Annotated in this window: 19 protein-coding genes, 1 tRNA gene and 1 other annotated feature; of the genes, 18 read left to right on the top strand and 2 right to left on the bottom strand. The window is 39.1% G+C overall.

What is annotated here, in order from left to right:
- The 12 genes from ezrA (at position 1) to pyk (ending at position 16,348) form a co-directional block, all read left to right on the top strand.
- Entirely contained in the window at positions 1 to 1,728 is a 1,728-nt protein-coding gene (ezrA, locus tag HMPREF2987_RS10010; RefSeq protein ID WP_075230417.1) for a septation ring formation regulator EzrA, read from the top strand.
- A gap of 115 nt (positions 1,729 to 1,843) precedes the next feature.
- Positions 1,844 to 3,235 (top strand): peptidoglycan-N-acetylglucosamine deacetylase PgdA, encoded by a 1,392-nt coding sequence (gene pgdA, locus HMPREF2987_RS10005; protein WP_075230416.1) that lies wholly within the window; start codon positions 1,844 to 1,846, stop codon positions 3,233 to 3,235.
- An 86-nt stretch (positions 3,236 to 3,321) separates the two neighbouring features.
- Positions 3,322 to 3,452 (top strand) — a sequence feature (ribosomal protein L20 leader region).
- A gap of 15 nt (positions 3,453 to 3,467) precedes the next feature.
- Positions 3,468 to 3,998 carry a translation initiation factor IF-3 gene (gene infC, locus HMPREF2987_RS10000; protein ID WP_075230415.1) on the top strand — a complete coding sequence of 177 codons (531 nt, stop codon included), beginning with the start codon at positions 3,468 to 3,470 and terminating at the stop codon, positions 3,996 to 3,998.
- 32 nt (positions 3,999 to 4,030) lie between these two features.
- Entirely contained in the window at positions 4,031 to 4,231 is a 201-nt protein-coding gene (gene rpmI / locus HMPREF2987_RS09995; RefSeq protein WP_001125942.1) for a 50S ribosomal protein L35, read from the top strand.
- A gap of 50 nt (positions 4,232 to 4,281) precedes the next feature.
- The gene (gene rplT / locus HMPREF2987_RS09990) at positions 4,282 to 4,641 is read left to right on the top strand and encodes a 50S ribosomal protein L20 (RefSeq protein WP_000124834.1); all 360 of its coding nucleotides are present in this window, start codon (positions 4,282 to 4,284) and stop codon (positions 4,639 to 4,641) included.
- Between the two features lie 172 nt (positions 4,642 to 4,813).
- Positions 4,814 to 6,478 carry an Hsp70 family protein gene (locus HMPREF2987_RS09985; protein WP_075230414.1) on the top strand — a complete coding sequence of 555 codons (1,665 nt, stop codon included), beginning with the start codon at positions 4,814 to 4,816 and terminating at the stop codon, positions 6,476 to 6,478.
- Between the two features lie 12 nt (positions 6,479 to 6,490).
- On the top strand, positions 6,491 to 9,052 hold the full coding sequence (locus tag HMPREF2987_RS09980; RefSeq protein WP_075230413.1) for a molecular chaperone DnaJ: 2,562 nt from the start codon (positions 6,491 to 6,493) through the stop codon (positions 9,050 to 9,052).
- Positions 9,053 to 9,142: 90 nt separating this feature from the next.
- Positions 9,143 to 9,529, top strand: a complete 387-nt coding sequence (locus tag HMPREF2987_RS09975) for a lactoylglutathione lyase (protein WP_000157160.1) — start codon at positions 9,143 to 9,145, stop codon at positions 9,527 to 9,529.
- Between the two features lie 229 nt (positions 9,530 to 9,758).
- Positions 9,759 to 10,469 (top strand): B3/B4 domain-containing protein, encoded by a 711-nt coding sequence (locus tag HMPREF2987_RS09970; protein ID WP_075230412.1) that lies wholly within the window; start codon positions 9,759 to 9,761, stop codon positions 10,467 to 10,469.
- Positions 10,470 to 10,586: 117 nt separating this feature from the next.
- Positions 10,587 to 13,688 (top strand): DNA polymerase III subunit alpha, encoded by a 3,102-nt coding sequence (locus HMPREF2987_RS09965; RefSeq protein WP_075230411.1) that lies wholly within the window; start codon positions 10,587 to 10,589, stop codon positions 13,686 to 13,688.
- Between the two features lie 81 nt (positions 13,689 to 13,769).
- A complete protein-coding gene (gene pfkA, locus HMPREF2987_RS09960) occupies positions 13,770 to 14,777 on the top strand; it encodes a 6-phosphofructokinase (protein ID WP_075230410.1) in 1,008 nt (335 codons plus the stop codon).
- Between the two features lie 65 nt (positions 14,778 to 14,842).
- On the top strand, positions 14,843 to 16,348 hold the full coding sequence (gene pyk, locus HMPREF2987_RS09955) for a pyruvate kinase (protein ID WP_075230409.1): 1,506 nt from the start codon (positions 14,843 to 14,845) through the stop codon (positions 16,346 to 16,348).
- A gap of 545 nt (positions 16,349 to 16,893) precedes the next feature.
- On the opposite strand, the gene HMPREF2987_RS09950 is transcribed toward pyk, so the two are convergent.
- Positions 16,894 to 16,966, bottom strand: a tRNA-Thr gene (locus HMPREF2987_RS09950).
- Positions 16,967 to 17,085: 119 nt separating this feature from the next.
- Positions 17,086 to 17,835, bottom strand: coding sequence for a lysophospholipid acyltransferase family protein (locus tag HMPREF2987_RS09945; protein WP_075230408.1), 750 nt, complete (start codon positions 17,833 to 17,835; stop codon positions 17,086 to 17,088).
- Positions 17,836 to 17,965: 130 nt separating this feature from the next.
- On the opposite strand from HMPREF2987_RS09945, the gene HMPREF2987_RS09940 reads away from it, so the two are divergent.
- The 6 genes from HMPREF2987_RS09940 (at position 17,966) to HMPREF2987_RS09915 (ending at position 25,038) form a co-directional block, all read left to right on the top strand.
- A complete protein-coding gene (locus HMPREF2987_RS09940; RefSeq protein WP_075230425.1) occupies positions 17,966 to 20,302 on the top strand; it encodes a cation-translocating P-type ATPase in 2,337 nt (778 codons plus the stop codon).
- Positions 20,303 to 20,402: 100 nt separating this feature from the next.
- Positions 20,403 to 21,080, top strand: a complete 678-nt coding sequence (locus HMPREF2987_RS09935) for a tRNA (adenine(22)-N(1))-methyltransferase (RefSeq protein WP_075230407.1) — start codon at positions 20,403 to 20,405, stop codon at positions 21,078 to 21,080.
- Positions 21,067 to 21,864, top strand: coding sequence for a Nif3-like dinuclear metal center hexameric protein (locus HMPREF2987_RS09930; protein WP_075230406.1), 798 nt, complete (start codon positions 21,067 to 21,069; stop codon positions 21,862 to 21,864). The genes HMPREF2987_RS09935 and HMPREF2987_RS09930 overlap by 14 nt, the downstream gene beginning before the upstream one ends.
- Positions 21,865 to 21,880: 16 nt before the next feature.
- On the top strand, positions 21,881 to 22,984 hold the full coding sequence (locus HMPREF2987_RS09925; RefSeq protein ID WP_075230405.1) for an NAD(P)/FAD-dependent oxidoreductase: 1,104 nt from the start codon (positions 21,881 to 21,883) through the stop codon (positions 22,982 to 22,984).
- A gap of 100 nt (positions 22,985 to 23,084) precedes the next feature.
- Positions 23,085 to 24,104, top strand: a complete 1,020-nt coding sequence (gene galE, locus HMPREF2987_RS09920) for a UDP-glucose 4-epimerase GalE (protein WP_075230404.1) — start codon at positions 23,085 to 23,087, stop codon at positions 24,102 to 24,104.
- Positions 24,088 to 25,038 carry a glycosyltransferase family 2 protein gene (locus tag HMPREF2987_RS09915; RefSeq protein WP_075230403.1) on the top strand — a complete coding sequence of 317 codons (951 nt, stop codon included), beginning with the start codon at positions 24,088 to 24,090 and terminating at the stop codon, positions 25,036 to 25,038. Before galE ends, HMPREF2987_RS09915 begins: the two co-directional genes overlap by 17 nt.
- Positions 25,039 to 25,130 lie beyond the last annotated feature (92 nt).

Below are 25,130 nucleotides of genomic sequence, written 5' to 3'. Positions count from 1 at the left end.
ATGTCTGATAATCTGTTGATTATTATTATGATTGTAATCGCGACTCTACTGATTATTGCTTATGTTGTAGCGATTTTGTTACGCAAACGCAATGAAGGTAGGCTTGCAGTACTAGAAGAAAGAAAGGAAGAGTTATATAACCTTCCAGTAAACGATGAAGTAGAAGCCGTTAAAAATATGCACCTGATTGGTCAAAGTCAGGTTGCCTTTAGAGAATGGAATCAAAAATGGGTAGACCTATCCCTCAACTCATTTGCTGATATTGAGAACAATCTCTTTGAAGCAGAAGGCTACAATAGCTCTTTCCGCTTCCTGAAAGCTCAACACAAAATTGACCAAATTGAAAGCCAAATTACTCTGATTGAAGAAGATATTGCATCTATCCGAAATGCTCTGGCAGAGTTAGAAAAACAAGAATCAAAAAACAGTGGCCGTGTCCTTCACGCTTTAGATTTATTTGAAAGCTTACAAATGACAGTCGCTGAAGATTCTGAAAAATATGGTCAAGCACTTCCTGAAATTGAAAGACAATTGGAGAATATCCAATCAGAGTTTTCTCAGTTTGTAACCTTGAACTCTTCAGGAGATCCAGTTGAGGCAGCAGGTATTTTGGATAATGCTGAAAATCATATCCTTGCCTTGACTCATATTGTGGAGAGAATTCCTGCAATTGTTGCTAATCTAACAACTGCCCTTCCAGACCAATTGGAAGATTTAGAGGCTGGCTATCGTAAGTTGCTTGATGCCAACTATCACTTTGTAGAAACTGACATTGAATCTCGTTTGCAGTTATTGTATGAAGCATTGAAGAACAACCAAGAAAATATTAAAAAATTGGAATTGGACAATGCTGAATATGAAAATACTCAGGTTCAAGAAGAAATCAATGCTCTTTATGATATCTTTACGAGAGAGATTGCTTCCCATAAGGTTGTTGAGAACTTGTTAGCAACCCTTCCAACCTATCTTGACCACTTAAAAGACAACAATCAGGTCTTGGTGAAAGATATTGAACGCTTGAGCAAAACTTACTTGATGTCTGAGAGTGATGTAAATCACGTCCGTCGTATTCAAGCAGACCTAGATTCTTTAGATATCACCATCAGCGATATGACCTCAGAACAAGAGGAATATTCTGAAGCCTACTCTGTATTAGAAGAACGTTTAGAAAATGTTCAAGCTACATTAAAAGAAATTGAAGATGATCAGGTTTCAGTTAGTGAACGTCTGGTGCAAATTGAAAAAGACGATGTCAACGCTCGTCAAAAAGCAAATGTCTACGTCAATCGCCTCCACACCATTAAGCGATACATGGAAAAGAGAAATCTTCCAGGAATACCACAGAACTTCTTGAAATTGTTCTTTGCAGCTAGCCACAGTACCGAAGACTTGATGGCAGAGTTAGAACAGTCGCAAGTCAACATTGAGTCTGTCAACCGTATTTTAGAAATTGCAACTCACGATATGGAAATTCTGGAAACAGAAACATACAGCATCGTACAATATGCTACCTTGACTGAACAATTGCTTCAATACTCTAACCGCTACAGATCATTTGATGAAGGGATTCAACAAGCCTTCCACGAATCTTTAGAAATCTTTGAAAATGCCTTTGATTATCAAGCATCTTTCGAAAAGATTTCCCAAGCTTTGGAAGTAGCTGAACCAGGAGTGACAAATCGCTTCGTTTCTTCTTATGAAAAAACAAGAGAAACTATTCGTTTCTAAACAAAAGAAAGTCCTAGGGAGATCTAGGATTTTTCTTTTACCTTTCTTTGCCTTAAAATTGGACATTTTTCTATTTTTCATTGAAATTATAGTTTTGATTTGATATGATAAGACTATGACAAAAAAGAGAACAAACCGTAGAACAAACGACAAGAAGAAGAGAAATTTATGGATTATTGTGGGGCTTCTATTTTTCACAATCTTAGCATTAGGTGGAACCATCACTTATCAAGTTCTGACCAAGCAAGCTTTTGAACAAAAAATCCAAGCATTGAAAAAAGAAAAGGATGATTCCTATTCACAAGGCAGTCAGAAGGACCATTTTCGTAAGGGAAAGGCAGAGGTTATCACCTACTATCCTATGACAGGAGATAAAGTCATTGATTCTGTAAAGGATATCATTGTAAAAGATATCTCAGAAAAGGTAGAAGATAAAGAACATTTGATTTTTTACTATTCTGAAAAAGATATATCCTCTATCAAAGGTATTGAGAGTCACCTTATAAAAAAACAGGCCTATGACTTAAGTAATTCTAATGTTGTTGAATTGGAAAACACTTCATTGGAACAGCTTTACCTTAAAGAAGATGGTAATCCTTTCACACTTGATCAGCTATTTACTGATGCTAGCAAGGCTAAGGAAAAGTTACTAGAGGATATCAAGACCACGCTCCTTGATAAAAAGGTTGAGCAAACGCTTGTTGATCAAGTAATAGCTGATTTTTCAGCTATGGATTTAACGACCTGGAAGTTTGCCTATAAGGATAGCCAGTTGCTTCTTTACCCAGCCAAACAATCGGGTAATGGAGAAGAAATCGCAATACCGATCTCAAATTTCTTTGATTTTATCGAAGCATCTTACTTAACAGAAAAAGACGCAGAACTTTATAAAACAGTTCAAGCTGAAAAACATAAAAAAGTGATAGCTCTTACCTTTGATGATGGACCTGACGGAAATACAACACCACAGGCATTGGACACCTTGGCTAAATACAAGATCAAAGCAACTTTCTTTGTCCAAGGTAAGAACATCGCTGGAAATGAAGCAATTCTTAAACGTATGCAGGCTGAAGGTCATGAAGTTGGAAACCATAGTTGGAATCACCCAGTTTTAACAAAACTGTCATTGGAAGACGCCAAGAAGCAAATTACGGATACAGAAGATGCCATTAAAAATGTCCTTGGAAAAAGTTCAAAATTAATGCGTCCTCCGTACGGTGCGATTTCAGATGATATCCGCAATAGCCTTGATTTAAGCTTTATCTTATGGGATGTGGATAGTCTGGATTGGAAGAGTAAAAATGAAGCATCTATTTTTACAGAAATCCAACACCAAACGAGCGATGGGTCTATTATTTTATTACACGATATCCATCAGCCTTCAGTTAATTCGCTACCAAAAGTAATTGAGTATTTACAGGAACAAGGCTATAGTTTCGTGACTGTATCAGAGCTACTGAATACTCGTTTGAAGCCACATGAGATTTACTATTCTCGTAATCAATAGATTACAAGTCGGCAAAATAGAAAAAAATTAAAAAAAGATAGTTTTTATCTTGACAAGTAGGGGAAAACTTGATATTATATAGAAGTTGAGAAAAGCAGAAGTGAGAACTTCTCGCCTTGCGACTAACGTTGTCTGGCCCCTACGGATCAAGTTTCAGTAATGAACTATAATCATGTAGTGCGGATTTGCGTTAGCAAGTCCGCTCTTGTTTTTCTCTAAACTAAAAAAAGAGGTGAAAACCATAGCAAAGCAAGACTTATTCATCAATGATGAAATTCGTGTACGTGAAGTTCGCTTAATCGGTCTTGAGGGTGAGCAATTAGGTATCAAACCACTTGGTGAAGCGCAAGCACTTGCGGATGAAGCGAACGTGGACTTGGTTCTTATTCAACCTCAAGCTAAACCTCCTGTTGCTAAAATTATGGACTATGGCAAGTTCAAATTTGAGTACCAGAAGAAACAAAAAGAACAACGCAAAAAACAAAGCGTTGTGACCGTGAAAGAAGTTCGTTTGAGCCCTGTTATCGACAAGGGAGATTTCGAAACTAAACTTCGCAATGCTCGCAAGTTCCTTGAAAAAGGGAACAAAGTGAAGGTATCCATTCGCTTTAAGGGGCGTATGATCACCCATAAAGAGATTGGTGCAAAAGTTTTAGCCGAGTTTGCTGAAGCAACACAAGATATTGCTATCATCGAACAACGTGCTAAAATGGATGGTCGCCAAATGTTCATGCAATTGGCGCCAGCAACTGACAAAAAATAATTGTCAGAAAGTTAAATAAAGGAGAAAAAATCATGCCAAAACAAAAAACACACCGCGCATCAGCTAAACGTTTCAAACGTACAGGTTCTGGTGGACTTAAACGTTTCCGTGCTTACACATCTCACCGTTTCCACGGAAAAACTAAAAAACAACGTCGTCATCTTCGTAAAGCATCTATGGTGCATTCAGGAGATTTCAAACGTATCAAAGCAATGCTTACTCGCTTGAAATAATCGCGTATTTGTAAGTAAAGAATTCTAGGAAATATTTGGAGGAAATATAAATGGCACGTGTTAAAGGTGGCGTTGTATCACGCAAACGTCGTAAACGTATTCTTAAATTAGCAAAAGGTTACTATGGAGCTAAACATATCTTGTTCCGTACTGCAAAAGAACAAGTAATGAACTCTTACTACTATGCATACCGTGACCGTCGTCAAAAGAAACGTGACTTCCGCAAGTTGTGGATCACACGTATCAATGCGGCAGCTCGTATGAACGGTCTTTCATACTCACAATTGATGCATGGTTTGAAATTGGCTGAGATCGAAGTAAACCGTAAAATGCTTGCTGACTTGGCTGTTAACGATGCAGCAGCTTTCACAGCTCTTGCAGACGCAGCTAAAGCAAAACTTGGTAAATAATTATTAAAAAGTTTCATTCTGGCTCTTTTGGTCTTTAACCATTTGAGTTGGAATGAAACTTTTTTTTAAGGTTATACATTGGTTTTGATTATAGGGGGCAAGATTTACTATTCAAAAGTAGGAGTATTCCTGTATAATAGAAATATCTAGTAAAAGATGGAGTTTAGATAAGATGATTGTAGGGATTGATTTAGGGACAACCAATTCTTTAGTTGGAGTCTATCAAGATGGTCAGGTTAAGCTGATACCAAATGCTTTTGGTGATTTTTTAACGCCATCTGTTGTTGCCTTAGATGATAATAATGAAGTGATAGTTGGAAAGGCAGCAAAGGAACGTTTGGTTACTCATCCAGATAAAACAGTTGCTCAATTTAAACGTTTTATGGGAACCAGCCATAAAATCTTATTGGGGAATAGCACTTACACGGCTGAAGAATTAAGCTCCTTTATTATTCGTAAGTTGGTAGATGATGCAGAGACTTTTCTTGGTGAAAAAGTTGATGAAGTGATTGTTAGTGTGCCAGCTTATTTTAACGATGCTCAACGTTATGCGACAAAACTAGCAGGAAAATTTGCAGGTATTAACATTGACCGTATTATTAATGAACCATCTGCAGCTGCTCTTGCTAAGAAATTAGAGAGTGAGATTGATGATGACTCTTTTATCGTGGTCGATTTTGGTGGCGGTACTCTGGACATTTCTGTTGTAGAGTTGTTTGATAACGTTGTTGAGATTGTTTCTATCGCAGGAGATAATCGCTTGGGTGGAGAGGACTTTACTGGCGCAATTGCTGAGGAATTCATGCATGTAAATCAATTAAAAAGGGAGTCTATTTCACGAGAGTTCTATAGTAAAATCCTATTACAGGCTGAGAAAACAAAATTAGACTTAAATGAAAAAGAAGAAGTCCAGATGTCCGTCTTTGACCATAATAAAGAATATCGGCTAGACTTAAGCTATCAACGTTTTTATGAACTTTGTCATCCCCTACTAGTGCGCGTTAAGGCAGTTTTGGATCGAGCCTTGATGGATGCTCGCAATAGTCAGGTTTCATCTGATAATTTTGTTCTCGTTGGAGGTACTTCAAAATTAAGATTGGTGCAAGATTTCCTATCATTCTGTATCAATCAAGGGGTTGAAGTATCAGGGGACCCTGATAAAATGATTGCACAAGGATGTGCCCTTCTTGCAGGAATCAAGGAGCGTCAGGGAGAAATACGTGACTTGTTACTGTCTGATATCTGCCCATTTACACTTGGCATTGAGATTGTTGGTGGTCATTTTTCACCGATTATAGAGCGTAATTCTACTTTACCTACTTCACGTGTTGAACAATATTACACATCAGAACTGGGACAAAGTCATGTGAAAGTACAGGTCTATCAAGGAGAGATGATGAAGGCATCTCAAAACTTGTTCCTGGGGGAACTTGATGTTCCAGTTCCTATCAATCATAAGGAACATGAAGGGCTCACTGTTCGTTTCACCTATGATCTGAATGGTATTTTAGATGTTGAAGTGAAGATAGATACAACACAGGAAGTTTTCAATCATGTCATCTTGCAAGAGAGTATTACTTTGACGGATCAAGAAATTAAGAAAAAACAAGACGCCTTGGCTCGTTATAAGATTAATGCTCAGGAAACAGAGGTATATCGCTTCTTGATTGAGAAAGCCAACCGTCTCTACAGCATGATTTTAGGAGTAAAAAGGGAAGAACTGATGACAGCTACAAGGCAATTTGAGGAAGAAGTTAAACATTCCTCTATTCACCATCTTCCTAAGATCTATCAAGCCTTCTCTAGTTACTTGGAACTTCTAGAGAGAGGATTATAGGAAGGCGCTGGTATGAATATTTGGAAAATTTTAGGGATAGAGCCAACTCAAGATGTCAAGGTTATCAGGAGACGCTACGCTGAACTAGTTCGCTTATACCACCCAGAAGACCAACCGGAACTCTATCAAGAAATTGTTCAAGCTTACCAAGAAGCTTTAGCTTATGCACGATCTAGTAAAATTGGTCAAGAATCTGATACAAGAACTGGTTTTGAACAGCATCAAGGGCAGAAACAAGAGAAGTCAAATGAAACAAGAGTGAATTCACCCAACTTTGATACTTTTGAGTATGAAAAGGGATCACAGCAGGAGCAAGAAGAATTAAACTCGCTTGATTTTAGCGACTATAGAGATACTGCCTATTTAATTCGAACATCTATTGACAGTATATTAGGGAATGCTGACAATAGTTTTGAAGAACAAGAAAATCTGTGGCAGCAGTTCTTTTACCATTACCGCTATAGCATGAATATTGTAAAAGCGGTTCTCGAAGAAATGGATGTCTACACGTTTAATCGATATGAACATTTTGCCATCTTACTTCCTCTCCTAGAAGAATATATGATCGATTATCGAGACTGGGGCTACTATTATAAGCTCAAGTATTGGCAAAATCGAAGGGCTATTGCCAAAGAAAATGGCAGTCCTATGGAAACTGCAAAAAAGGAAACTGAGCAATTTTACGATTCTTATCTTTGGTGTCAAGATATTTTGAATGATTATCAAAAAGCAAATCAAATCAGAACTTGGATAGATTACTTTAAACACCCCTATGTTTCTGGCATAGTTCTCTTTCAAGTGAATCGAAAATACCAAACAATCGAGAGTATTCCAGTTTTATGTTACATTCTTGAGAAAATCAAGCAAAATTTAGATGAAGTGGATGAAGATTCCTACGAAGAATTAGTAGCTTACATTGAGGTATTAAAAGAGGAATCGAATGAAAAGATTGATTTACAACAATTCTCTCTCGATGATTCTGAAGAGGTTGAGCTAGCCTTTTATCATCTCCTCTATGCTTACTATTCTGATGAATATAGCCTTTTACGAGATTGGCAAACTCTATTTGAGCAGGTAGAGGACAAATCAATATTACTTGCTTTATTAGAAAAGATTGATGTCTATCCTCTAACAAATACTAAAGTTTTGTCTCTGATTCTTCCATTTGTAGAGAACTACAGTACTGAAAAAGATAGTTTCTATTTGAAGAAACTGCAATTCTGGAAAATTGTTCAATCTTATCCTGCTCTAGTACAGGAATTTGAACTGAATAAAAAAGAGAATTTTGAGTACTGGTATCATGAGGGCTATCTACTTGTAGAAAGGATAACAAGTAGTGATGATCTCATCAATGACTGGGATAAGTGGAAGGAATATCTTAAAGCCAAACCTCGAATAATAACTGTCTTTTTGGAACAGTTGTATAGGGAGTATCATCGCTTCAAAGATGGACAACTCTTGAGGTATGTTCTTGGAGTATTTCCTACATCAAAAATATCCCCTCAGATCATGACAGAGGAAACCGATCAAAAACTAGAAGAGATGACTGCTTATGCCTACGAACTCTGTTATCCCAAGTCAATAGTACCTTTTATGATTTGGAAAAAGGGAATTTCTGCAATGAACAAGCACCTTTTGGCTATCTTTGGGCTTCTGACTATTTTTAGTCTGATACAAAGTTTCAATGAAAAAGCTGGTTCTAATACCTGGGTCTATATTGGTATGCTATCGCTTTTTTACTTCTTTTTATTGAAGAAGCAACAAAGATTTATCGAAGCAGGGTTGATTACAAGATGGATAAAACCAAAATTGTACTACAACTTAACTTTGTGGGTTCTAGGAATATTGTCCCTTATCTTTTTCCTCCCTTCATTACCTCTTGGATTAATAGCAGCTCTATGTTTCATTACTCTTTTTACTTTCATTGATAATCTAAAAGTGGATAGTAAAATTATTTGGGATTATCCTATCGATAAAATCCATTCTGTTGGTTTTTTGCTGACTACTGGATTCATAACTTCCTTAATATTGCATAACGAATTCGTTATTGCTGTGCTATTCCTGTATTTCTTTCTATTTATAAATGTTTTTTTCCTCTTCTTATATAAATTCATAGATTTCAGTGTGCCCGCTTCTGCGAAGGAAGTCGGTATTAAGGAAGTTGGAATCCCTTGTTTTTTGAGTTTGCAATTGTTTCGTTTAGTACCATATTTTAAAAATCGAGTGAACTTGTTTAGTCCAATTATAATGAGTAAAGAAACATTTTCCTTAAGCTTATTACTATTTATAAATGCAATTGCCTTGTCTTACTTTACAAAAGAGAGGCGCTCGACTTTAGCTGTTAAAAAAATCTTTGTGATTTTTAGCTTACAACTCTTCATTTTCTTAAGACGTCTTTATAGAATTTTCTTTGGGCCGGTGTTAGACTTACTTAGCAAACAAATTGAACCAGATATTCTTTTACAGAACAGTGAGTTTGCTTTCTTCTTTCTAGAATTAGTCTTTATCCTCTTGTTGATACTGCTTGTACGAAATATTCGTAAGGAAAATGGTGAGGGTACTGACTGGAACTGAAGCATTGAGTAAAGATCTATGGTTCAATTTCCTAGTAAATTTTCCTAAATAAGAGTATAATAGAATTATTAATATGAAAGAGGTAATGAAATGGCTTCTAAAATGCTACACACTTGTTTGCGAGTAGAAAATCTTGAAAAATCAATCGCTTTTTATCAGGATGCTTTTGGTTTTAAGGAATTACGTCGTAGAGACTTTCCAGACTATGCTTTCACTATTGTTTATCTTGGACTTGAAGGTGATGATTATGAGTTGGAGTTGACTTACAACTATGATCACGGACCTTATGTTGTCGGTGACGGTTTTGCTCACATCGCCCTAAGTACACCTGACCTTGAGGCTCTTCATAAAGAACATAGCGACAAAGGCTATGAAGTGACAGCACCTAATGGACTTCCAGGGACTCAACCAAACTATTACTTTATCAAAGATCCAGATGGATACAAGGTAGAAGTGATTCGTGAGAATTCATTATAGTTCGTGAGAGTGGGACAGAAATCGGTAATTCGTTAGAATTCGATTTCGTCGTCCCACCTCCGCACAGTTGAGTAGGGCTGTAAAAGCTGATGAAATCAGCGTAGAAGAGCCCACTCAACCACTGCGTCTTGCTCGACAATCCAAAGACAATTGAGTGGCTAGGACTTTTGTCCCAGACTCTTTTTTAGAATTTGTGGTAGAATGAAAGAAAAAGAATGGAGGCAAGGTCATGAAAGTTCATGTAAAAGATGATTTTTGGCAACTATTTCCAGATGCTCAAATCTCTGTATTGGTGGTAAAAGGTCTCAACAATACTATTGATGAGAGTGACGATCCCTATTTTAAAGCTTTATTAGATGAAGGAACAAAAAAAGCCCGGACTTTTATAGCAGATGAAAATTTTACTCAGAATGAAGTGATTCAAGAATGGCGTCAGGCATTCACTAAATTCAAAACCAAAAAAGGTGCTCGTTCTTCTATTGAAGCCTTATTAAAGCGTGTAAGTCAAGGAAGAGAATTTAATCCAATAAATCCTTTGGTAGATATCTATAATAGCGTCTCACTTTCTTACGCTGTTCCTTGTGGGGGAGAGGATTTAGCTAAGATTGTTGGTGACTTATGTCTTGGAAGAGCTCAAGGGAATGAATCCTTCTTTCCACTAGGGGCTGAAAGTGATGCTCCTGCCTTAGCTGATGAAATGATTTATTTTGATGAACAAGGTGCAGTTTGTCGGTGTTTAAACTGGCGTGAAGCCCAAAGAACCATGTTAACAGAAGAAACCAAAGATGCTGTTTTAGTCATTGAAGCTATCAATGAAGAACAGGCATCACGAGCTCGGGAAGCAATGCTAGAATTACATACTAAAATTGAGGAATATTTTGGTGTTAGTGGCAAAATCAGCCACTTGACAGCTACAAATCCTATCTTGGAAATAGAATGATAAGTGAGAATCACGGTTAATTCAACTGTGGTTCTTTTTTCTACAAGGGAAGAAAGAAATTGTTTTTCTATTTTCTAAAATGGTATAATATAAGGAGAAAAAGGGAGGTGATAGTGAGTGATTGCACAACTTGATACTAAAACGGTTTATAGTTTTATGGAGAGTATGATTTCCATTCAGAAGTATGTTGACCAAGGGAAAGCTTACGGCTACTCAGCACTTGGAATCATGGATGTTGACAATCTCTATGGAGCTTATTATTTTATCAAAGAGTGCCAAAAGCAAGGGATCCAGCCCTTATTAGGTCTTGAGATGACCGTTCATCATAAGGAAGAACTGATTAATCTGCGCTTTCTAGCCCTATCAAATCGTGGTTATCGAAATCTTATGAAGCTGTCGAGTCAAAAAATGACAGGTAAAAAGGAATGGACTGATTTTTCTCCCTATCTAGAAGATGTTTGTGTTATTGTTCCCTATTTCCATGAAATAGCTCACTTAGATTTGGGACATGATTATTATATCGGAGTGTATCCAGATACAGCTCAGTCGAATTTTTCTCAACCCATCCTACCACTTTATCGTGTTAATTCTTTCGAACCTGAGGATTTAGAAACGCTTCAAATGCTCAAGGCGATTAAGGAAAATGTGACCTTGCGAGAGGTGGATGTTCAATCTCAACAGGGATTGTTTTTGCCAGCCCATCGCTTAGAGCAAGTATTTCAAGAAAAGTTTCCACAAGCTTTAGAAAATCTTTCTGGACTGATTGGAGCAACTACTTATGAGATTGATAGTAGTCTCAAGCTTCCACGCTTCAATCCAGAGAGACCAGCTGTTGAAGAGTTGCGCGAAAGAGTTATTAAGGGCTTAGAACTGAAAGGCTTACTAGATTCAGTTTATCAGACTCGTTTGGAAGAAGAGCTTTCTGTGATTCATGATATGGGATTTGATGACTACTTCCTGGTTGTCTGGGATCTCTTACGTTTCGGTCGTTCGCAGGGATATTATATGGGGATGGGCCGCGGATCTGCAGTAGGAAGTCTAGTCGCCTACGCCCTAGATATCACTGGTATTGATCCTGTTGCTAAGAATCTCATCTTTGAACGCTTTTTGAATCGTGAACGCTATACCATGCCCGATATCGATATTGATATTCCTGATATCTATCGTCCTGAATTTATCCGCTATGTTCGTGACCGCTATGGCAGTATTCACGCTGCTCAGATTGTCACCTACTCAACCTTTGGTGCTAAACAGGCCGTCAGAGATGTTTTTAAACGCTATGGTGTACCTGAGTATGAATTAACGGCTATTACCAAAAAAATCGGTTTCAAAGACACCTTAACAAGTGCCTATGAAGGTAATCTAGGATTTAGACAACTGATTCAAGGTAAGATTGAGTACCAAAAGGCTTTTGAAATTGCCAAGAAAATAGAAGGAGCACCACGTCAAACCTCCATCCATGCTGCGGGTGTCGTGATTAGTGACAAAAATCTAACGGACTATATTCCTCTTAAGTATGGTGAGGATATGCTCATTACCCAGTATGATGCTCATGGAGTTGAAGGAAATGGCTTGCTCAAGATGGATTTCTTGGGCTTGCGAAACCTCACCTTCGCTCAAAAAATGCAGGAGCTCTTACTTGAAACTCAAGGAATTCAGCTAAGGATTGAGGATATTGACCTTGAGGATAGGGAAACTTTGGCTCTTTTTGCAGCTGGGAAGACCAAGGGAATCTTTCAGTTTGAACAACCTGGTGCTATTCGCTTATTAAAGCGCGTGAAGCCTGAAAGCTTTGAAGAAGTAGTGGCAACGACTTCTCTTAACAGACCTGGAGCAAGCGACTATATCGATAACTTTGTTGCTAGAAAACATGGCAAAGAAAAGGTGACAGTTCTTGATCCTGTGCTAGAAGATATTTTAGCTCCTACCTATGGTATCATGCTCTATCAAGAGCAGGTTATGCAAGTAGCCCAACGCTACGCTGGCTTTAGTCTTGGAAAGGCCGATATTTTACGTCGGGCTATGGGGAAAAAGAATGCTGCGGAAATGCATCAAATGCAAGAGAGCTTCATTCAAGGTGCCCTTGAAAAAGGCCACGGAGCAGAGCAGGCTCAGCAGGTTTTTGCTGTCATGGAAAAATTTGCTGGTTATGGTTTTAACCGTTCCCATGCCTATGCTTATGCAGCTTTAGCCTTTCAGCTTGCCTACTTTAAGACACATTATCCAGCAATCTTCTATCAAGTAATGCTCAATTATGCAAGTGGAGACTATATCCTCGATGCTCTTGAGATGGGCTTTGAACTTGCGCCCTCATCTATCAATACGGTACCTTTTCAGGACAAGCTGGCAGAAAAAACAGTTCATTTGGGCTTAAAGAGTATCAAGGGAATGCCTCGTGATTTTGCCTATTGGATCTTAGACAATCGTCCTTTTACAAGTGTTGAAGATTTTGTCACACGCTTACCTAAAAATTATCAGAAATTAAGTCTATTGACACCTCTGGTCGAGATTGGTTTATTTGATAGTTTTGAAAAAAATCGCCAAAAAATCTTATCCAACTTACCTACTCTGTTCATTTTTGTGGAAGAACTAGGAAGTTTATTTGCTGATAGTAGTTACAATTGGATTGAGACTGAAGATTTTACAGAAGTTGAGAAGTTCCGTAAGGAGCAGGAGTGGCTAGGAGTTGGAATCAGTCAGCATCCTTTGGTACAGTTATCTAAGAATCCTTTATACCCCATTACAAGCTTAAGAGAGCTATCTGAAGGACAAGCGACTACTGTTCTTGTTGAGATCCAATCTATTCGTGTCATTCGGACAAAAAAAGGTGAAAATATGGCCTTCTTACAAGTCAGTGATAGTAAGACTAAGTTAGAAGTTACAGTATTTGCAGATCGATACCGGCAATTCAAAGATTTCCTACACGAAGGAAGCTTCTACTATCTAAATGGAAAAGTTCAGGCTAGAGATGGTCGTCTTCAACTAATCTTAAATAGTCTCAAAGAAGCAGTGAGTGAGCGTTTTTGGATTCAGGTAGCTAATCATGATTATGATTCTGAAATTTATCATATTTTAGATCAATATAAGGGACAAATTCCTGTCATTATTCGCTACGAAAATGAACAAAAAAATATTCTTTTGCCTGGTTATTTAGTTGCAAAAGACGCTGGCTTACAAGAATCTTTAAAACAGATTGTCATGAAAACGATTTATCGTTAAAAATCAATGAAAATAAAAGAATTTTAACTTTAAATATGGTATAATCAGTTAGAATGTTAAAAGAAAAAGGAGCAAAACCAAATGAAACGTATTGCTGTTTTGACTAGTGGTGGGGACGCCCCTGGTATGAATGCTGCCATTCGTGCAGTTGTTCGTCAAGCAATCTCAGAAGGAATGGAAGTTTTTGGTATCTATGATGGATACGCTGGTATGGTTGCTGGTGAAATTTATCCACTTGATGCTGCTTCAGTAGGAGACATCATTTCACGTGGTGGTACTTTCCTTCACTCAGCTCGTTACCCTGAGTTTGCAAAACTCGAAGGTCAACTTAAAGGGATTGAGCAATTGAAAAAACACGGTATCGAAGGTGTCGTGGTTATCGGTGGTGACGGTTCTTATCATGGAGCTATGCGCCTGACTGAGCATGGATTCCCTGCTATTGGACTTCCTGGAACAATCGATAACGATATCGTAGGTACTGACTTTACAATCGGATTTGACACTGCAGTAACAACTGCAATGGATGCAATCGATAAGATTCGTGATACATCATCAAGTCACCGTCGTACTTTCGTTGTTGAAGTAATGGGACGTAACGCAGGTGATATCGCTCTTTGGGCAGGTATTGCAACAGGTGCTGACGAAATCATCATCCCTGAAGAAGGCTTCAAATTTGAAGATATCGTAGCAAGCATCAAAGCTGGATATGAACACGGTAAAAAACACAACATTATCGTTTTAGCAGAAGGTGTCATGTCAGCAGCTGAATTTGGTCAAAAACTAAAAGAAGCTGGCGATACAAGTGATCTTCGTGTGACAGAACTTGGTCACATCCAACGTGGTGGTTCACCAACTGCTCGTGACCGTGTATTGGCATCTCGTATGGGCGCACACGCTGTTAAACTCCTTAAACAAGGAATCGGTGGTGTTGCTGTCGGTATTCGTAATGAGAAAATGGTTGAAAATCCAATTCTTGGAACTGCAGAAGAAGGAGCTTTATTTAGCCTAACAGCTGATGGTAATATCGTTGTTAACAACCCTCACAAAGCTGATATTGAACTTGCTACTTTGAACAAGAGCTTGTCTTAATCAACTTTAACTAATCTGGTAAAATGACCATAAAAGGTCGAATTATATAAAGGAGTCACAAAATCATGAACAAACGTGTAAAAATCGTTGCAACATTGGGTCCAGCGGTAGAAATCCGTGGTGGTAAGAAATACGGTGAAGATGGATACTGGAGTGGTAAACTTGATGTTGAAGAATCAGCACAAAATATCGCTAAATTGATCGAAGCTGGAGCTAATACTTTCCGTTTCAACTTCTCACACGGTGACCACCAAGAACAAGGTGACCGTATGGCTACTGTTAAACTTGCAGAAAAAATTGCAGGTAAAAAAGTTGGTTTCCTTCTTGATACAAAAGGTCCAGAAATCCGTACAGAATTGTTCGAAGGTGACGCTAAAGAATATTCTTACGTAACTGGTGAAAAAATTCGTGTTGCTACTAAACAAGGTATCCAATCAACTCGTGAAGTTATTGCCTTGAACGTAGCTGGTGGTCTTGACATCTATGATGATGTTGAAGTTGGACGCCAAGTATTGGTTGACGATGGTAAACTTGGTCTTCGTGTTATCGAAAAAGACGATGCGGCTCGCGAATTTGTCGTAGAAGTTGAAAACGATGGTATCATCGCTAAACAAAAAGGTGTGAACATCCCTAACACTAAAATTCCTTTCCCAGCACTTGCTGAACGTGATAACGACGATATCCGCTTCGGTCTTGAGCAAGGAATCAACTTCATCGCGATTTCTTTCGTACGTACTGCAAAAGACGTTAACGAAGTTCGTGCAATCTGTGAAGAAACTGGAAACGGACATGTTCAATTGTTCGCTAAAATCGAAAACCAACAAGGTATCGACAACTTGGATGAAATCATCGAAGCTGCTGACGGTATCATGATCGCTCGTGGTGACATGGGGATCGAAGTACCATTTGAAATGGTTCCAGTTTACCAAAAAATGATCATCACTAAAGTGAACGCTGCTGGTAAAGTTGTTATCACTGCAACAAACATGCTTGAAACAATGACTGAAAAACCACGTGCAACTCGTTCAGAAGTATCAGACGTGTTTAACGCTGTTATTGACGGAACTGATGCTACAATGCTTTCAGGTGAGTCAGCAAATGGTAAATACCCACTTGAGTCTGTTCGTACAATGGCAACTATCGATAAGAATGCTCAAACTCTTCTTAACGAATACGGACGTTTGAACTCAGATTCATTTGAACGTAACTCTAAGACAGAAGTTATGGCTTCAGCTGTTAAAGATGCTACTAACTCAATGGATATCAAATTGGTTGTAACTCTTACTAAGACTGGTCACACAGCTCGTTTGATCTCTAAATACCGTCCAAATGCTGACATCTTGGCATTGACATTCGACGAATTGACAGAACGTGGATTGATGTTGAACTGGGGTGTTATCCCAATGTTGACAGATGCTCCATCATCAACTGACGACATGTTCGAAATCGCAGAACGTAAAGCAGTTGAAGCAGGTCTTGTACAATCTGGTGACGATATCGTTATCGTTGCAGGTGTACCACTTGGTGAAGCTGTTCGTACAAACACAATGCGTATCCGTACTGTACGTTAATCTAATATTAAAAAGCCTATCATATCAAGCTTTCTAGCCTGTATGATGGGCTCTTTTTTTGTCTATGGGGCAAAAAGGGGGCAAAACTTTTTTTCCTATTTGATGATATTGAATCTAAAAGATCTAAAACTGCATTCTCCATGTTTTTAGTGATGTGAGTGGAGCTTTCACTGGTCACTTTAGTATCTTAATGGCTAATCTTAGCAAGGATTGTTTTTAAAGAGAAGTTGTTACAATAAAAAGCCTATAAGCATATAATTGAGTGAAGTTATAGATGTTTATTGTCGGAAGGAAAAGACAAAAGATGCGACCTAGTAGGACTCAGCAAAATAAAAAAAGCTCTCTGGTAAAACCAGAAAGCCTGAGAGGCATCTCCATGTGAGAAATCGGTTCACACAATTTCTCAAGGTCCGCTCCTGCGTTATGACCTCCTATGCTCAATAGTAGCTCTCGCTACATATCGACTCATCGCATCGTCTATTCTACTATAAGGTCCATAAAATGTCAAGAAAAAATCAGCTCCCTATTAAGGAACTGATCAACAATGCTAATTGCCGGGATCGAACCGGCGACCTCATCCTTACCATGGATGCGCTCTGCCTACTGAGCTAAATCAGCTTACTTAAAAAGTATACTATAGTTTCAAATCTTTGTCAATAAGTTATTTTCTTTAAAATATAATCGACTTTCCGCTCAAAAAAAGGCTTAAGGAGATAGTTCCTAAGCCAGTGTTTCTTTTAGCCTAATTTTTCTTTTATTTTGTCTGGATTCCAGATAAAGCTTGCGATAAAGCTAAAGATGATGGTAACAATTGCAACTAAGACAGCAACAATCAGTGCTGGTATGCGAATAAACCACCACAAAGGATTTGGTTTTTTATTTGTATGCCATTGTTTTGTTTCCTCATCCAGACGTTGGAATTCTGATTGGATACGTTCAGCAACCATCTCAATTCCTTCATCATTCATTTTCTTAATGTCCGAGATATCGATAGGATTTCCGAAGTTCATATCGACACGTTCACGACTGATGAGTCCTTTTAAGGTCATTGGACCAGTATAAGTAACTGGCATGATGCGAACCTTGGCCATTTTAGCAATCAGAGCTACGCCACCTTTTACATCGTTAGAATGACGACTACCGCTTGGGAACATGATGAGAGATCGGTCGCTCTTTTTAAGGACATTGATAGGATACTTAATGGCAGAAGCGCTAGGATTTTCCCGATCAATAGGAAAGGCGCCACACATACGAATCCACCAACCAAAGATTCGGTTGGAGAAAAGTTCCTTTTTAGCCATAAAAACAAACTGTTTCGGTTTGGTCGCAAATGCCATGTAGACAGGATCCCACCAGGTACGATGGGGAGCGACTAGGATATAGTTTTCATCTTGACTTGGAATTTTATCAGTATTATGGTAGTGAGCATTACCGTTGATAGACCATAGGATCAAGACAACAAGCCCACGTAGATAGGTATAAAACATGGTGTCTCCTTCAGTTTTCTTTCTTTTATTATACCTTATCATAGCAGGACAGGCAAACATTTTTTATGGGATCAAGATAGGGTTAGGATGAAATTAGAATTATTCTAAAAAAAGTGATATGATAGAATTTATGGATAAAAATAAAATGATGGGATTAACCCAAGCAGAAGTTAGAGACCGACAGTCACAGGGACAGGTCAATGATTTCCAAGCTTCAGCTAGCACGAGTACCTGGCAGATTGTAAAGCGAAATGTCTTTACTTTATTTAACGCCTTAAACTTTGCCATTGCCTTAGCGCTCGCTTTTGTTCAGGCCTGGACCAACCTAGTTTTCTTTGCTGTTATCTGCTTTAATGCTTTTTCTGGGATTGTAACCGAGCTACGTGCTAAACATATGGTTGATAAACTCAACCTCTTGAATAAAGAAAAAATTACGACAATTCGTGATGGACAAGAGGTAGCTTTGGACCCTGAAGAACTTGTTTTGGACGATGTGATTCGCTTGTCAGCAGGGGATCAGATTCCAAGTGATGCCATTGTTATAGATGGCTTTGCAGAAGTAAACGAAGCCATGTTAACAGGTGAGAGTGATCTAGTTCAAAAAGAAGTTGATGCCTTACTCTTATCAGGGAGCTTCTTAGCCAGTGGGACAGTTCTAGCCAGGGTCAATCATGTTGGAGCGGACAACTATGCAGCTAAACTCATGCTTGAAGCTAAGACAGTGAAACCAATCAACTCTCGTATCATGAAATCGCTAGACCAACTAGCTGGCTTTACTGGAAAAATCATTATTCCTTTTGGAGTTGCTCTCTTGCTTGAAGCCTTGGTCTTAAAAGGTTTGCCACTGAAGTCTTCTGTAGTCAATTCATCTACAGCTCTTTTGGGGATGTTGCCTAAGGGAATTGCTCTCTTGACCATTACCTCTCTTTTAACCGCTGTCATCAAGCTTGGGTTGAAAAAGGTCTTGGTACAGGAGATGTACTCTGTCGAGACTTTGGCGCGCGTGGATATGCTCTGTCTGGATAAGACAGGAACCATCACTCAAGGGAAGATGCAGGTTGAGACGGTCCTTCCTCTTACTCAAGCTTACACCAAAGATGCCATTGCCAAAATACTAACTAGTTATATGGCACACAGTGAGGATAAAAATCCAACAGCTCAAGCTATTCGAAAGCGTTTTGCGGGAGAGGTAGCTTATCCTATGATTTCTAGCCTTCCATTTTCAAGTGATCGAAAATGGGGAGCAATGGAGTTGGAAGGTCTAGGAACTGTTTTCCTAGGCGCACCGGAGATGTTGTTGGATGCTGAAGTTACTGAAGCTAGAGAAGCTCTTGAACGAGGATCTCGTGTCTTGGTGTTAGCGCTCAGTCAAGAAAAACTTGACCATCACAAGCCACAAAAGCCATCTGATATTCAGGCTTTGGCTTTGCTTGAGATTCTAGATCCGATTCGAGAAGGTGCTGCTGAGACGCTAGACTATCTTCGTTCTCAGGAAGTGGGATTGAAAATTATCTCTGGTGATAATCCAGTCACTGTTTCAAGTATTGCTCAAAAAGCAGGTTTTGCAGACTATCAGAGCTATGTAGATTGTTCGAAAATTAATGATGAAGAATTGATAGCCATGGCTGAGGAAACAGCCATTTTCGGACGTGTCTCGCCTCATCAAAAGAAACTGATTATCCAAACTCTGAAAAAAGCAGGACATACTACAGCAATGACAGGGGATGGTGTCAATGATATCCTAGCTCTCCGTGAGGCAGACTGTTCCATTGTTATGGCTGAAGGAGACCCAGCAACTCGTCAGATTGCAAATCTGGTCCTCTTGAATTCAGATTTCAATGATGTTCCTGAGATTCTATTTGAAGGTCGTCGTGTGGTTAATAATATTGCCCACATTGCTCCGATTTTCTTGATTAAGACAATCTATTCCTTCTTGCTAGCAGTTATCTGTATTGCCAGTGCTTTGTTGGGACGTACTGAATGGATTTTGATTTTCCCATTCATTCCGATTCAGATAACTATGATTGACCAGTTCGTGGAAGGATTCCCACCGTTTGTATTAACTTTTGAACGAAATATCAAACCTGTGGAACAAAACTTCCTCAGAAAATCCATGCTACGTGCACTACCAAGTGCCTTGATGGTAGTCTTTAGTGTTCTCTTTGTTAAAATTTTTGGAACCAGTCAAGGCTGGTCAGCCATTGAAATTTCGACTCTTCTGTATTATCTACTAGCGTCGATTGGTTTCATGTCTGTAGTTAGAGCTTGCTTGCCATTTAGTCTATGGCGTGTCCTCTTAATTATTTGGTCAGTTGGTGGCTTCCTTGGAACGGCTCTATTCCCAAGAATCCAAAAACTACTTGAAATTTCAACACTGACAGGACAAACATTGCCTATCTATAGCATTATGATGCTCGTCTTTATTGTGATTTTCATCCTGACAAGTCGTTATCAAGTTAAAAGATAAAGAAAGACTGCAATCCATGATTGCGGTCTTTTTAGGTGCAGGATTGCCAGATAAAATATGGTATAATAAAGGGAAATAGAGTTTTTGAAAGTGAGAGAAGATGATTTCAAAGAGATTAGAAACAGTAGCTTCTTTTGTTCCCAAAGGAGCTGTTTTACTGGACGTCGGAAGCGACCATGCTTATTTACCGATTGAGCTAGTTGAAAAGGGTCACATCGATCGTGCCATCGCAGGAGAGGTTGTAGAAGGTCCCTATCAATCTGCAGTAAAAAATGTTGAGAGTCATGGTTTGACTGAGAAAATCCAGGTTCGTTTAGCCAATGGTTTGGCTGCTTTTGAAGAGGCTGACCAGGTTTCTGTCATCACTATTGCAGGAATGGGTGGTCGCTTGATTGCTACGATATTAGAAGAAGGATTAGACAAACTTGCCAATGTTGAGCGTTTGATTCTTCAACCCAATAATCGTGAAGATGAGTTGCGTTCTTGGTTACAAGAGCATGGTTTTCAAATCATAGCAGAAAGTATTCTAGAAGAAGCTGGGAAATTCTACGAGATCATAGTTGCAGAAGCTGGTGAAATGAATCTATCAGCAACTGATGTCCGCTTTGGCCCCTTCTTGTCCAAAGAAGTCAGTCCAGTCTTCATCCAAAAATGGCAAAAAGAAGCTGCTAAGCTTGAGTTTGCCCTTAGTCAAATTCCAGAAAAAAATCAAGAAGAACGTCAGGTTCTAGCAGATAAAATTCAAGCCATCAAGGAGGTGCTCCATGAAAGCAAGTGAAGTGATTAAGCGTTATGAAGCCTATTGCCCTCAAGAATTTTCTATGGAAGGCGATAGTCGTGGTCTACAAATTGGCACCCTAGACAAGGAAATTCAAAAGGTCATGGTTGCTCTTGATATCCGTGAAGAGACAGTCGCTGAAGCTATTTACAAGGGTGTTGATCTGATTATCGTTAAGCACGCACCTATCTTTCGTCCGATTAAGGACTTGGTAGCTAGTCGTCCTCAAAATCAGATTTATATCAATCTCATCAAGCATGATATCGCCGTCTACGTCAGTCATACTAATATTGATATTGTTGAAAATGGTCTCAATGACTGGTTCTGCCAACTGTTAGATATTAAAGATACAACCTATATACAGGAAACAGGTCCTGAACGTGGGATTGGCCGTATTGGAACTATTAGACCTCAAACATTTAAGGGATTTGCTGACCATGTTAAGGAAGTCTTTGGTCTAGATAGCCTTCGTATGGTGTATTATCAAGAGAAGGATTTGCAAAAGACAATCTCAAGAGTGGCTATCTGTGGTGGCAGTGGGCAATCTTTCTATTCTGATGCTTTAGCAAAAGGAGCAGATCTTTATATCACTGGTGATATTTATTATCATACTGCCCAGGATATGTTATCTGACGGTTTGCTGGCATTAGATCCAGGCCACTATATCGAAGTGCTTTTTGTGGAAAGAATTGCAGCGCTCTTGAACGAATGGAAGGAAGAGAATGCTTGGTTGCTAGAAGTAGTCGCAAGTCAGGCTTCTACCAATCCATTCCATCATATCTAGTTAGAAGGTAAAGACAATGAAAAAAGTTGCCATTGTAGGAGCAGGAATTGTAGGGGCAACAGCTGCCTACTATCTCTCTAAGGAAACAGATGTCGAAGTAACTGTCTTTGATCATGGGTACGGACAAGCTACCAAGGCAGCGGCAGGAATCATCAGTCCTTGGTTCTCTAAACGACGTAATAAAGCTTGGTACAAGATGGCTCGCCTAGGAGCAGACTTTTATGTAGATTTATTAGCTGATTTAGAAAAAACTGGTCAAAAGGTTGATTTCTACCAGCGCTCAGGAGTCTTCCTTCTCAAAAAAGATGATTCCAAGCTCGAGGAACTCTATGACTTAGCCTTGCAACGTAGAGATGAATCTCCCTTAATTGGCGAATTAGCCATTTTGGACCAAGCTGCTGCAAGCAGCCTATTCCCTGGTCTAAAGGGATTTGAGAGATTGCTCTATGCTTCTGGAGGAGCTCGAGTAGATGGGCAACTCCTAGTGAGTCGTTTACTGGATGCCAGTCAGGTTAAGGTCGTAAAGAAAGAGGTTAGTCTAACTCCTTTATTATCAGGCTATCAGATAGACAATCAAATGTTTGATCAAGTAATTTTATCTACGGGAGCTTGGCTTGGACACATTTTGGAGCCTTTAGGCTATGAGGTGGATGTTCGTCCTCAAAAAGGTCAACTTAGAGATTATCAGGTTGATTTAGACATGGCAAGCTATCCTGTTGTCATGCCGGAAGGTGAGTGGGATTTGATACCATTTCCTGGAGGTAAGTTATCTCTAGGAGCTACCCATGAGAATGACATGGGATTTGATCTTACAGTCGATAAAAATTTGCTCCAACAAATGGCGGAGGCGGCGAGTCCATTTTATCCAGCCCTGGCTGAGGCAATTTTATCTGGTGAACGTGTGGGTATTCGGGCTTATACGAGTGACTTTTCTCCATTTTTCGGACAGGTTCCAAACTTATCAGGAATCTATACAGCAAGTGGTCTAGGATCTTCAGGATTAACGACTGGTCCTATTATCGGTTATCATCTAGCTCAAATGCTTCAGGGGAGAAGTGGTGTATTAGATCCAGCAGCTTATCCGATTGCAAAGTATGTCCAACGAAAAGAAATTAAGTAAATGTTTTACTTTATTTTACGTAATCTTTCGGGGTAGCAAATGACATTCCCCATCAAAAATGGTAAAATGAAAAAAATAATCTAAGAATCGAGGAAAAAAGATGCAAGAAAAGATTTTGGTAACAGGTGGTGCAGGTTTTATCGGAACTCACACTGTCATTGAGTTAATCCAAGCAGATCACCAAGTTGTTGTGGTGGATAACTTGGTCAACAGTAGCCGTAAAAGTTTAGAAGTAGTGGAAAGAATTACAGGAGTTGAGATTCCTTTTTATGAAGCTGATATCCGTGATACAGATACTCTTCGTGATATTTTCAAACATGAAGAGCCAACAGGTGTTATCCATTTTGCAGGTTTGAAGGCAGTTGGTGAGTCAACTCGTATCCCTCTTGCCTACTATGATAACAATATTGCCGGTACAGTTAGCCTTTTGAAGGCAATGGAAGAAAATAACTGTAAAAACATTATCTTCAGCTCTTCAGCAACAGTTTATGGAGATCCTCATACTGTTCCAATCCTAGAAAACTTCCCACTTTCAGCTACTAACCCATATGGCCGTACAAAACTGATGCTTGAAGAAATCTTGACAGATATTTATAAAGCAGACTCAGAATGGAACGTTGTGTTGCTTCGTTATTTCAACCCAATCGGTGCGCATGAGAGTGGAGATCTAGGAGAAAATCCAAACGGTATTCCAAATAACCTTTTGCCATATGTAACACAAGTCGCAGTTGGTAAGTTGGAACAAGTTCAAGTCTTTGGAGATGACTACGATACAGAAGATGGAACAGGTGTTCGTGACTATATCCACGTCGTTGACCTAGCAAAAGGACACGTTGCAGCCCTTAAGAAGCTTCAAAAAGATTCAGGACTAAACGTTTATAACCTTGGTACTGGAAAAGGCTACTCTGTTCTTGAAATTATCCAAAATATGGAGAAAGCTGTTGGGCGCCCAATTCCATACCGTATCGTTGAACGTCGCCCAGGTGATATCGCAGCCTGCTACTCAGACCCAGCAAAAGCTAAGGAAGAGCTCGGATGGGAAGCAGGACTTGGTATTACAGAAATGTGTGAAGATGCGTGGCGTTGGCAGAGCAAACATCCAAATGGATTTGAAGACTAAAATGATGATTTCAATCATAGTCCCATGTTTAAACGAAGAGGAAGTACTTCCTCTTTTTTATCAAACTCTTGAAGCTCTGATTCCAGATTTGGGAACAGAAATCGAATATATTTTTGTAGATGATGGGTCAACTGATAGGACTTTGGAAGTTTTAAAGGCATATAGGGAGCAAAATTCTGCAGTACATTATATCTCTTTCTCGCGAAACTTTGGGAAGGAAGCGGCCTTATATGCAGGATTACAGCAAGCAAGTGGAGATTTGGTTGTGGTTATGGATGCAGACCTTCAGGATCCGCCAAACCTCCTGCTTGAGATGAAAGAACTACTAGATCAGAATCCGGATTTGGACTGTGTGGGAACTCGTAGAACTAGTCGAGAGGGAGAGCCATTTCTACGTAGTTTCTGTGCCAATCTTTTTTATCGTTTCATGCAAAAAATTAGCCCAGTAGCTCTTCCCCTAGGGGTTCGTGATTTTCGGATGATGAGAAAATCAGTAGTAGATGCAGTGTTAGAATTGACAGAATACAATCGCTTTTCTAAAGGCCTCTTTGCCTGGGTTGGTTTTCATACTCACTATCTAGAATACCCTAATGTTGAAAGGCAGGCAGGTAAGACTAGTTGGAGCTTTAGGCAACTCTTTTTCTACTCTATCGAAGGGATTGTAAATTTTTCAGATTTTCCTTTGATATTAGCCTTTGTTGCTGGTCTTACGTCTTGTTTTATGGCTTTGGTGATGACCCTTTTTGTAGTTATTCGTACTCTTATGCTTGGGAATCCAACCTCTGGCTGGACATCTCTGATGGCTGTCATTCTATTTCTTGGTGGTGTCCAATTATTGACCATTGGTATTCTGGGAAAATATGTCAGTAAAATTTATCTAGAAACAAAAAAAAGGCCCCTCTATCTGATAAAAGAACAGAGTGAGCCGAGATAGGCTTTGATAAAAATTAGTCCTTCAAAAGACTATAATTTTCTGGAAAAATATGCTAAACTAGAAGAAGCGGGATTTAGAAATATAATCTCCAT

The sequence above is a fragment of the Streptococcus sp. HMSC067H01 genome, assembly GCF_001814775.1.
Lineage (GTDB): Bacteria > Bacillota > Bacilli > Lactobacillales > Streptococcaceae > Streptococcus.
The sequence above is the reverse complement of the archived record's forward strand: the minus strand, read 5'-3'. Positions and strand labels throughout refer to the sequence as shown.

Bases quoted from the DNA above. Each gene is read 5' to 3' on its own strand.
- ezrA (WP_075230417.1), top strand. From the start codon at position 1: ATGTCTGATAATCTGTTGATTATTATTATGATTGTAATCGCGACTCTA.
- pgdA (WP_075230416.1), top strand. From the start codon at position 1,844: ATGACAAAAAAGAGAACAAACCGTAGAACAAACGACAAGAAGAAGAGA.
- rpmI (WP_001125942.1), top strand. From the start codon at position 4,031: ATGCCAAAACAAAAAACACACCGCGCATCAGCTAAACGTTTCAAACGT.
- rplT (WP_000124834.1), top strand. From the start codon at position 4,282: ATGGCACGTGTTAAAGGTGGCGTTGTATCACGCAAACGTCGTAAACGT.
- HMPREF2987_RS09985 (WP_075230414.1), top strand. From the start codon at position 4,814: ATGATTGTAGGGATTGATTTAGGGACAACCAATTCTTTAGTTGGAGTC.
- HMPREF2987_RS09980 (WP_075230413.1), top strand. From the start codon at position 6,491: ATGAATATTTGGAAAATTTTAGGGATAGAGCCAACTCAAGATGTCAAG.
- HMPREF2987_RS09975 (WP_000157160.1), top strand. From the start codon at position 9,143: ATGGCTTCTAAAATGCTACACACTTGTTTGCGAGTAGAAAATCTTGAA.
- HMPREF2987_RS09970 (WP_075230412.1), top strand. From the start codon at position 9,759: ATGAAAGTTCATGTAAAAGATGATTTTTGGCAACTATTTCCAGATGCT.
- pfkA (WP_075230410.1), top strand. From the start codon at position 13,770: ATGAAACGTATTGCTGTTTTGACTAGTGGTGGGGACGCCCCTGGTATG.
- pyk (WP_075230409.1), top strand. From the start codon at position 14,843: ATGAACAAACGTGTAAAAATCGTTGCAACATTGGGTCCAGCGGTAGAA.
- HMPREF2987_RS09945 (WP_075230408.1), bottom strand. From the start codon at position 17,835: ATGTTTTATACCTATCTACGTGGGCTTGTTGTCTTGATCCTATGGTCT.
- HMPREF2987_RS09940 (WP_075230425.1), top strand. From the start codon at position 17,966: ATGGATAAAAATAAAATGATGGGATTAACCCAAGCAGAAGTTAGAGAC.
- HMPREF2987_RS09935 (WP_075230407.1), top strand. From the start codon at position 20,403: ATGATTTCAAAGAGATTAGAAACAGTAGCTTCTTTTGTTCCCAAAGGA.
- HMPREF2987_RS09930 (WP_075230406.1), top strand. From the start codon at position 21,067: ATGAAAGCAAGTGAAGTGATTAAGCGTTATGAAGCCTATTGCCCTCAA.
- HMPREF2987_RS09925 (WP_075230405.1), top strand. From the start codon at position 21,881: ATGAAAAAAGTTGCCATTGTAGGAGCAGGAATTGTAGGGGCAACAGCT.
- galE (WP_075230404.1), top strand. From the start codon at position 23,085: ATGCAAGAAAAGATTTTGGTAACAGGTGGTGCAGGTTTTATCGGAACT.
- HMPREF2987_RS09915 (WP_075230403.1), top strand. From the start codon at position 24,088: ATGGATTTGAAGACTAAAATGATGATTTCAATCATAGTCCCATGTTTA.